Raw genomic sequence first — 9398 nt, 5'->3', positions numbered from 1 at the left:
CCCGAGTGGCGGCTCGCGCCCACCGCGCCCGAGGCCTCCGCCCTGGATGCCCGCTGGCGGCAGAGCGGCGAGCCCCTGACGCGGCTCGTCCCCGTCAGCCTCCCCGGCGTGAAGACCCGCTTCGACGAGCTGCTGGTGGACGCGGACCCGGAGCGGCTCCTCACGCGCGTGAAGGACTTCGCCGCCACGCCGGAAGAAGCCCTGCCCGAGTTCGCGAAGGCCCATGGCCTGCCCGAAGAGTTGATGCCCAAGCTGCGCGCGTTGAAGGCCGGACCACCGCTGGAGGTGGACGCCAGCTACGTGCGGCCCTTCTACCGATACGGCGGCGCCCGCCACCGCGGCAGCGTGCCGCCCGAGGCCCGCGCCTACTGCTACCTGGACCGGCGGCTCGTCCCCCGCGGTGACCACCGGCTGCGCGGCCCCTATGACCCGCACCTGGGCGCGGTGAAGCTGCTCTTCAACGTGCGCGAGCTGCCCCTGTCAGCCGCGCTGCTGGAGGACGAGGGCTGCGTGCATGACCACCGCCACGCGCGCTTCGCCCCGCTCTATGTGCCGCAGCGCCTGCGCGACGAGGGCCTGGGCCTCACCCGGTCCGTGAAGACACGGGACGAGTTGGGCCCGCTGGTGCCCAACCTCTCCCCCCGGGGCCTGGCCTGGGCCGAACGCCTGGGCGGCCCCCTGCCCGCCTTCCAGGCGCTGGTCTGCTTCCTCAATGGGCCGGAAGTCCAAGGACTCTGGGCGCCCGCCTTCGGAGCCTCGCGCGTGGTGCCCGTACCCCTCACAGAGGAGTGAGCGCTACCCGGCAGATGGCCCGGATGCCCGCCTGGTTTCCTCAGCGGCGGGCATGAGCAACCGCTAGTGTCCACCTTCGCTCCGTAACGCACGACCTCAGGAGGAAGACACACCCATGAAGATTCGAGCCCTGCTCACCGCCGCCGCACTGACCGCCGCCCTCCCCGCCCTGGCGCAGGAGGACGCGGGCACGCCGCCGCCGGCGGCCAAGAAGACGCCGTCCAAGGGCCAGACGGCCAAGGCCCAGGTGAAGAACTCCGAGGGCAAGGACGTGGGCGAAATCACCCTTGAGCAGACCAAGCAAGGCATCCTCATCAAGGGCAAGCTGAGCAACCTGCCCCCGGGCCAGCACGCCTTCCACATCCACGAGGTGGGCAAGTGCGAGGCGCCCGCGTTCACCACGGCCGGCGGCCACTTCAACCCCAGCAAGAAGGCCCACGGACTGCTGGCGCCGAAGGGCAAGCACCACGGCGACCTGCCCAACCTCTACGTGGCGAGCGACGGCACGGTGCAGTTCGACATCTTTTCGCAGAACGGCCTCACCGTGAAGTCGCTGTTCGACAAGGACGGCTCCGCGGTGGTCGTGCACGCCAAGGAGGACGACTACCACACCGACCCGACGGGGGACGCGGGCGGCCGCATCGCCTGTGGCGTGGTGGAGAAGACGTAGTCCGCCCCACCCGTCAGCAGCCGGGCCTCTCCCTGTCACCGGGAGAGGCCGCTGTCACACGTAGCCGAAGCGCCGGCGGGCGAACCACTCCGCGCCCAGCAGCGCGATGAGCGCCACCAGGTAGTACCAGCGGTCCCACAGCGGCTGATCCCTGGCGCGGCCCACCTCCACCACCGGAGGGTCCAGCAGCGGCACGTCCGGGAGGCCGTCCCGCGGCAGCTTGTAGGACTTGCCGCCCGTCTCCTTCGCGAGCTGCGCCATCAGCTCCGGCCGCACGGACGCGTCCGACAGCTCGGGCCCCACGGCGCGCACGGCCACCGCGTCCTCGCCCTTGCCCAGGTCCGTCTCGCCCTTCTTCGCGGAGGCCAGCAGCTTGTAGGGCCCGGGCGCGGGGGGCTCGAACTCCAGCCGCACCACGCCGTCCGTCCCCGTGGTGCCCGTCTGCACCGCCACTGGCTTCTGCGTGGCGACGGAGAAGAGCTCCACCCGCACCTGCGCGTCCTGCGCCGGCTGGTAGTCCGCCAGCCGCGCCTGCACCACGACGCCCACGGGCCGGCCCGGCTCCACGGACGGCGGGTCCGCCGTCACCTTCAGCGTCGTCAGGTCCGGGTCTCTCACCAGCCACCGCAGCGCATTGCCCCAGAAGCGGTCATACGCGCGGCTGGGCGAGCCATCCTTATGCGCCGCGAAGGCCCAGTACCAGGAGGCGTCCGTGGCCATCACCAGCGAGCGCCCGCGGCCGTAGTCCCACACGGCCACCAGCGGCGCGTTCTTCCCGCCCACCGTCAGGTGCGGGTGGTCCAGCAGCACCGTGGCCCCCGGACGCGCCTGCGTCAGGTTGGCGCCAGGGATGGGCGGCAGCTCCGCCCACGCGGCCTCCGTGCTGGCGGCGCCCATGCCAATGCCCGTCACCGGGTGGCGCAGGCCCTCGGGCGTCAGGCGCGGCGTGAAGGCGTCCAGGTTGGCGGGGCCCGCGGCGGCCACCGGCAGCGCCTCCATCAGCGTGGGCATGGTGGCGCGGCCTTCGCCCAGCACACTGTCGCCGCCAATCATCACGAAGGCGCCGCCGTTGTGGACGTAGCGCTCCAGGTTGCGCTCGTACTCGGCGATGGAGAGCGACGGGTCCGAGTGCCCGAAGTTCTGGAAGATGACGACGTCGAAGGTGTCCAGCTTCGTGTCGAAAATCTCCTCCATGGGGAACGGAATGAGGGACAGCTCGCGCTGGTCGTTCACCACGCCCGGGTCGTCCGACAGCGTGCGCAGGATGTAGAAGGACACCAGGTCCACGTTGGCGTCCTGGCGCAGCAGGCCACGCAGGTAGCGCTCGTCCCAGGAGGGCCGGCCCACCACCAGCAGCACGCGCACGCGGTCCCGAATCACCTTCAGCGTGAAGGAGCGGGTGTTGTTCTCCGCCACGGCCTCGCCCGGGAAGGTGGGCACCGTCATCGTGTAGACGAAGCGCCCCGTCTGGTCCGGCGTGAAGGTGAAGGCCACGGGCTTCACGTCGTCCGCGGACTCCATCCGCACCACCTTGCTGGCGACCGTCTTGCCTTCCTGGCTGAGCACCACGGGGATGTCCTGCCCCGCGAAGCCGCGGCCGTGAATCTCCACCTCCACGGTGAGCGAGTTGCGGACGAAGGCGAAGTCATCCACCTTCAGCCCCTCCACGGCGACGTCCTTCAGCGTCTCCTGGCCCACGGTGAAGGTGGAGACGGGGACGTTCAGGTCCGCCAGCGCCGCGCGCGCCCGGCCCACCACGCCCGCCTTGAGCTCGGTGTTGTCCGCGCCGTCGCTGAACAGCAGCACCCCGGACAGCTTGCGCGAGCCCTGCCCCGCCCCCGCCGCGGCGCGCACCGCCGCCAGCAGGTCCGTGGTGCCCGCGCGCGCGGGCGTCTTCAGCGCCTCTGGCGTCATCGGCGCCAGCTCCGGGTCGAAGCCGTACAGCTCCACCGTGAAGCGGTCCTGCAGCTCCGCCAGGCGCGGCGCCGCCCGCTCCAGGAAGTCCGCCACTTCCTGGGAGCGCGTGCGTCCGCCCACCTCCGCGGGGAAGCTCATGGACGCGGAGCGGTCCACCAGCACCGCGACGCGGTTCTTCATGCGCGCCACCTGCAGGTGGCGGATGCCGGGCTCCAGCAGGAAGAAGAGCGCGGCCAGGCCGGCGCCGACGCGCAGGGCCCAGAGGAGGACCCGGCGCCCGCGCGAGGGCTCACGGCGCACGCCCCAGGCGGCCAGCGCCACGCCCAGCGCCAGCCCCAGGGCGAGCAGGACCAGCGCCCACGGTGGCAAGGGCGAGAGGGTGACGAGCTTCCAGGCGTTGAACGAGGGGGAGTTCATCCAGGCTTTCGGCGGAGGGCCGGTGCTTCAGCGCCGCTTGTTGAGGATGAGCGGCAGGTGGACGGCATCGTCCTTGTAGTCCAGGCAGAGGGCATACATGCAGACGTTGATGCCCAGCCGCACCGCCAGCTCCCGCTGGGGCTCGCCACCCGGCGAGACGTCGAACTCGAAGTCACCCGACTCGTTGCGGCTCCACGCCCCGGCCAGGTCGTTCTGCGAGTACAGCACCGCGGTGCGCTTGCCCAGGTTGCAGCCCATCAACTGGGGCTTGTTGAGCACCCGCCCGGGCGCCGCGTCCAGCAGGAAGAAGGACTTGAACACCACGTGCTTCGACGGCACATCGGCCAGCGGGCTCTGGGGCAGCACCCGCGCCAGCTCCCGGCGGAAGGACGCGTCGAAGCCGGCCCCGTCGCTGGCGTCATTGGCGTCCGCGAGCATGAAGCCGCCGTACGTCAGGTAGCGGCGCAGGTTGGCCACCTCCGCCTCCTCCAGCGGGGGAAACTCCCCCTCGCCGCCGAAGTAGAGGAACGGGTATTCGAAGAGGTCCGGCGAGCTGAGCGGAAACGGGCGCGCGTCCGGGACGACCTCCACGGAGGTGCGACGCTGGAGCTCCCAGGTGATGCGGCGCAGGCCGGACAGCCGCGTGTCCCAGCGGCCCTTGTGACGGGCCACGGCGGGGATGAAGCGGTTCTTCTCACCGAAGGCATGCGCCCGCCGGGCCAGCAGTGGGGCGAGCGCGGCGGTGCCGAGCAGGAGGTTTCGACGGGTCAGACGCCGCGCGGACATAGGGCGTATCTATATACCGTCGACGGGTATGCGCATTCCCCGGTATAGAACGGCGTCATGGCGAAAGGCGGACAGACGCCCCCGGCGCCCGGCTCGGCGGAGGCCCAGGCCGCCTGGGCCCGGAAGGAGGCGGGCGACGTGGCGGGTGCACGGCGCGACGCCGCGCGAATCCTCGCGGCAAGTCCGTCCGCCGAGGACCGCGCGGAGGCGGAGGAGCTGCTGCGGCGCACCGCCACCCCGCGCGCCCTGTACGGGTTCGCCCTGCTCGCCGCCACCGTCTTCGTGCTCCTGCTCGTACTCGCAATCGTCCGATACGCGTAAGCTTCGGCGGACCGCATCAAGGAGAAACTGCCATGGAAGGCCTCCTCCAGGCCCTCGGGGCGTACCAGACGTTCAATCCCACCGGCTGGGTCGCCATCTACCGGATGCTGCCGATGTGGGCCGGCATCGTGTGCTGTGTCGCTGGCGTGACGCTGCTCGTCGCCGGTGGGGGCAAGCTGTTCCGCGTGCTCGCGGGCCCCATTGGCGCGGTGATGGGCCTGCTGTGGACGCCCGTGCTCGTCATGAAGCTGGGCCTGCCGGACGTGGCGAAGATGGCCACCATCGCCGCCGCGGTGCTGATGGCGCTGGGCTTCCTGCTCCCCACGGCCATCACCTTCCTGGGCGTGGGCGTGCCGCTGGGCCTGGTGGCCGGGCAGATCGCCGGGCAGCAGGACTTCCTGCTGGGCTTCGTGCCGGGCTTCATCATCGGTGGGCTGGCGGGCGCGATGCTGCAACGCCCGGTGGCCGCGGTGGTGGCCTCCGCGGTGGGCGCGTGGATGCTCGTCATCGGCGCGCTCGCGGCGCTGCACCAGGTGGGTGGCGTGGTGCAGGCGGTGGCCGGCAAGCCCTGGGGCGTCATCATCGCCGCGGGCCTCTTCGCGGTGGCCGGCGCGGTGTACCAGCTGGCCGTCCGGCCCTCTCCCGAGGAGGCGGACAAGCTTCGCGGGGAGCGCGAGCGGCTCAAGGTGCGGCAGGCGGAGCAACATGCGCTCGAAAAGCGGTGGGGGGTCAAGTAGCCCCCAGAGGCAGGTGGCCGTGCTTTACGTCCACCTGCCCGGGGCGTAGATTCCGCCGCCTTTCCCCCCGGAAGGATTGATGGGTCAGGCCAGGCGTCAGGAGAAGCACCACGAGTCCCCCAAGGAGTCCGCTCCCCGGCAGGAGCCTCCCGCGAGCACCGCGTGGGTGAAGCCGACGGGACTGACTCGCAAGGGGTGGGCCGTGCTCGTCGGCCTCATCCTCGTCATCCAGTTCCCGCTCATCCACTACGCGCTGCTGCGCGGCCAGCCGGACGCGCGGGCGACGGTGCCGTATTCCCAGGACTTCTCCGACGCGGGCGTGGTGGAGCGCGACTTCTTCTCCACGGGGGGCTACTGGCGCGTGCTGCGGGGCGAGCTGCTCGCCCCTGGCGTGAAGAACAACCCGCTGTGGCTCCAGGCCGCGCTGCCGGAGGACGTCGCCGTGGAGTTCGACGTCCGCTCGGAGCTGCCCGCCGGGGACATCCGGGTGGAGCTCTTCGGCAACGGCAGGGACCCCGCCTCCGGATACGTGCTGGTGCAGGGCGGCTGGAACAACTCCATGTCCGTCATTGGCCGGCGCGACCTGAACGCGCAGTCGCTGGACGCGCTCAAGCGCCGGGCCGTGCGCTTCGGCGTGGACGACGTGGACCTGAAGGCCAGCGGCCTCTTCAAGGAGGACACCAAGGTCCGGGTGGAGCTGCGCGGCCAGCCGGTGCAGGCGGGCCGCACGTACCACTGGCGCATCGAGCGCCGCGGCACGCTGCTGCGCTGGTTCGTGGACGGCGAGCTGCTGCTGGAGCTGGATGACCCGTACCCGCTCAAGGGCCCGGGGCAGGACCGGCTGGGCCTGTCCGGCTTCGAGTCCCAGATTTTCTACGACAACCTGCGGGTGGACACGCCGGACCGGCTGCCTTTCACGGCGGCGCCGCGCGCGCCCACGCCGCCCCCCGGCCCCTACGCGGACGACTTCAACCGCGACACGCTGGGTGACGCGTGGAACGTCACCAACCCCTCCGCGGTGAAGCTGGTGGACGGGGCGCTGGTGGTGGAGCTGATGCACAACCGGCCGGTGTGGCTGAAGCAGCCCATCCCCACCAACGCCACCATCGAGTTCGACGCCTGGACGGACAACCCGGAGGGCGACATCAAGGTGGAGGCGTGGGGTGACGGGCGCTCGTTCTACGCGGGCGACCTGCGGCTGCAGTACACCGCCACCGGGTACGTCATCATCTTCGGTGGCTGGCGCAACACCCAGTCCGCCATCGCCCGGCAGAACGAGCACACGAATGACCGGGCGGTGCGCGACGGCGCCGCGGTGGTGCCCGGCAAGCGGCACCACATCAAGATTACCCGCAACGGCGGCACCCTGGCGTGGGAGCTGGATGGCCAGCCCTACCTGACGCTCAAGGACCCCGTCCCGCTGGAGGGCCCGCGCAATCAGTACTTCGGCTTCTCCGGCTGGAAGAACCGGGTCCACTTCGACAACTTGAAGATTCAGCCGCTCGCCCCCTAGCGGTGAAGGACAATCCCACGTGCGCAGAGTAGGCATCTTCGGCTGGGGCGTCGTCGCCCCCCGGTCCAGGAACATCGAGGCGTTCGAGCGCAACCTCTCGTCGTCCGAAAGCTGGCTGACCCCCTTCAACGGCTTCGGCCCCGACAACTTCCTCGTCGGCATGCCGGAGTTCGACCTGGCCGACTACAAGCCATGGATTGACGCGCGCTTCCCGGGCAGCCGCTTCTCGCAGCTCGAGCGGAAGATGGGCCAGCCGACGCAGTTCGCCATCGGCTCCTTCATCCAGGCCCTGGCGCAGAACCCGGGCCTGGAGCAGGAGCTGCAGGCGCTGGGGCCCCGCGCGCACGTCTACGTGGGCACCGGCCTGGGCGATTTGCCCACCATCCGCTCCATCTCCCTGGACCTGTACCGCGCCCAGCGCCGGTGGGACCGCTTCTGGTCCGCGCCGGAGCGCAACGGCGCCCTGCGGAAGTGGAAAGAGACGCAGGAGCCGCTGCCCGGCCTCCCGCCCGAGCCCTCCACGGTGGACGAGGCCACGCGCGACGAGGCCGAGGACGCGTGGTGGCACTTCTGGGCGGGCCGCTCGCCGGAGCTGCGCGAGTACCTGGACGAGCTGCGCGAAATCGAAGCCATTGGCGTGCCCGAGGACGGCGACGTGGAGTCCGCCAAGCTGGCCGTCATCAAGGAGAAGCGCACGCGCAACGCCCGGCTCCAGAAGAAGTGGATGTCGCCGGAGCCGCCGTGGAACGCCGTGTCCTCCAACGTGCTGTGGAACATCCACAACACGCCGGCCTCGCAGATTTCGATGATGGGCCGCATCACCGGCATGACGTTCGCCCCGGTGGCCGCGTGCTCGTCGTTCGGCTACGGGCTGCGGCTGGCCATCAACGCCATTCAGCTGGGCCAGGCGAAGGCCGTCGTCATGGGCATGACGGACCCGCCGCCCATGCCGCTCACGGTGGGCGGCTTCTACAACGCCCGCGTCATCTCCGCGGACGCCGCCCTGTCCAAGCCGCTCACCGCGCTGCGTGGCACGCACATCGCGGGGGGCTCGGTGGTGTGGGTGCTGGGTGACCTGGAGCACTTCACGGCCAAGGGCTTCAAGCCGCTGGGCATGGAGCCCATCGCGGTGGGCGTCACCGCGGACGCCGACCACATCATCACCCCGTCCAAGGAAGGCCCCACGCTGGCCATCCGCGAGGCCCTGGCCGCGGCCGGCTGCGCCCCGGAGGACGTGGGCAGCTGGGACTTGCACGCCACCGCCACGCCGGGTGACTACCTGGAGGTCCAGAACCTGCGCGACGTGCTGCCCGAGCAGGTGCTGATTACGGCGCGCAAGGGCACCTTCGGCCACGGCATGTCCGCCGGCGGCGGCTGGGAGCTGACGGCGCAGTACCTGGGCTACGGCCAGGGCCGGGTGTTCCCCACGCCGCTGAAGGAAGCGGAGCTCAACAAGCAGATTTCCCGCGTCCACGGCCGCTACGTCTTCGACGAGGCCGTCGAGGCGCCCGCGGGCTGCGCGGGCAAGCTGTCCATGGGCGTGGGCGGCATCAACGCCTGCGTCATCTCCCGCCCCTGGTCGAAGTAGGGGCGGGGTCCGCCGCGGGACTCAGGGGTGCGCGGCCAACGCCTCCGCGTCGAGGCGCGCGGCCGCCTCCGGGTCACCGCGGCGGAGAATCTCCAGCTCGATTTCCAAATCCCGGAAGTAGTTCTGCCGGGTGGGGAGGACGCCGCTGGCCTGGCTGTCGTTGACGGCCTGGGCGTAGTCCTCGTCCGTCTTGATTTCCCTGTCCACGTAGCCCACGCCAATGGACTGGGTGACGCGGTCCCCGCGCATCACCCGCAGGGCCGTGCCGCCGGTGGTGAGCACGATGCCCTGCACCAGGAAGCGAGACGCCGTGCCCGGGCCCAGGCTGCCACCGCCGGAGTCCAGCCACTCCGTCTCCAGCACGTAGCGGCCCGGCATCTCCTTCCACGAGTAGCCGTGGCTGCGCAGCACCTCCTGGACGTGGGGCCACAGCTGCGCCAGCTCCTGGCGGTAGACGTGGTCGGCCGCCTTGTCGCGCACGTAGCTCTTGCGCAGGGAGCTGGAACAACCCGTGAGCGTCAGCAACGTGGCGGCGACGAGACACACTGCCGCGAGGCGGGTGGAGCGGTGCATGAGGGGGGCCCCTGAAGGTGCGAGGAGAACGGCCGGACGCCCCCAGCATATCGCCAGTGCCCGGCCAGATGCCCCGCCCCCCTC

Annotated in this window: 8 protein-coding genes and 1 pseudogene; 6 read left to right on the top strand and 3 right to left on the bottom strand. The window is 71.0% G+C overall.

Annotation, left to right across the window (positions count from 1 at the left end; all coding sequences use genetic code 11):
* Window positions 1-792 (top strand): annotated as a pseudogene (locus G4D87_RS27100) (SAM-dependent DNA methyltransferase); the annotation flags it as partial.
* 115 nt (window positions 793-907) lie between these two features.
* Window positions 908-1462 (top strand): superoxide dismutase family protein, encoded by a 555-nt coding sequence (locus G4D87_RS27095; RefSeq protein WP_163785391.1) that lies wholly within the window; start codon window positions 908-910, stop codon window positions 1460-1462.
* A gap of 54 nt (window positions 1463-1516) precedes the next feature.
* On the opposite strand, the gene G4D87_RS27090 is transcribed toward G4D87_RS27095, so the two are convergent.
* Entirely contained in the window at window positions 1517-3796 is a 2280-nt protein-coding gene (locus G4D87_RS27090; protein WP_163785389.1) for a glutamine amidotransferase, read from the bottom strand.
* A 27-nt stretch (window positions 3797-3823) separates the two neighbouring features.
* Complete coding sequence (locus tag G4D87_RS27085) at window positions 3824-4582, bottom strand: DUF4159 domain-containing protein (RefSeq protein ID WP_163785387.1); 759 nt, start codon at window positions 4580-4582, stop codon at window positions 3824-3826.
* Window positions 4583-4639: 57 nt separating this feature from the next.
* Here G4D87_RS27085 and G4D87_RS27080 point away from each other — a divergent pair, with 57 nt between their 5' ends.
* From G4D87_RS27080 to G4D87_RS27065, 4 genes are all read left to right on the top strand, one after another.
* Window positions 4640-4903: a molecular chaperone DnaJ gene (locus G4D87_RS27080; protein WP_163785385.1), complete on the top strand. Its 264-nt coding sequence runs from the start codon at window positions 4640-4642 to the stop codon at window positions 4901-4903.
* Window positions 4904-4935: 32 nt separating this feature from the next.
* Window positions 4936-5640: a hypothetical protein gene (locus G4D87_RS27075; RefSeq protein WP_163785384.1), complete on the top strand. Its 705-nt coding sequence runs from the start codon at window positions 4936-4938 to the stop codon at window positions 5638-5640.
* 79 nt (window positions 5641-5719) lie between these two features.
* Entirely contained in the window at window positions 5720-7153 is a 1434-nt protein-coding gene (locus G4D87_RS27070) for a DUF6250 domain-containing protein (RefSeq protein WP_163785383.1), read from the top strand.
* Window positions 7154-7172: 19 nt separating this feature from the next.
* Complete coding sequence (locus G4D87_RS27065; RefSeq protein ID WP_163785381.1) at window positions 7173-8741, top strand: beta-ketoacyl synthase N-terminal-like domain-containing protein; 1569 nt, start codon at window positions 7173-7175, stop codon at window positions 8739-8741.
* Window positions 8742-8762: 21 nt separating this feature from the next.
* Here G4D87_RS27065 and G4D87_RS27060 read toward each other — a convergent pair whose 3' ends face one another.
* The gene (locus G4D87_RS27060) at window positions 8763-9314 is read right to left on the bottom strand and encodes a hypothetical protein (protein ID WP_163785379.1); all 552 of its coding nucleotides are present in this window, start codon (window positions 9312-9314) and stop codon (window positions 8763-8765) included.
* Window positions 9315-9398 lie beyond the last annotated feature (84 nt).

Source organism: Myxococcus vastator, from assembly GCF_010894475.1.
Lineage (GTDB): Bacteria > Myxococcota > Myxococcia > Myxococcales > Myxococcaceae > Myxococcus > Myxococcus vastator.
Note: the sequence above shows the minus strand (reverse complement) of the source record. Positions and strands in the feature narration are given on the sequence as shown.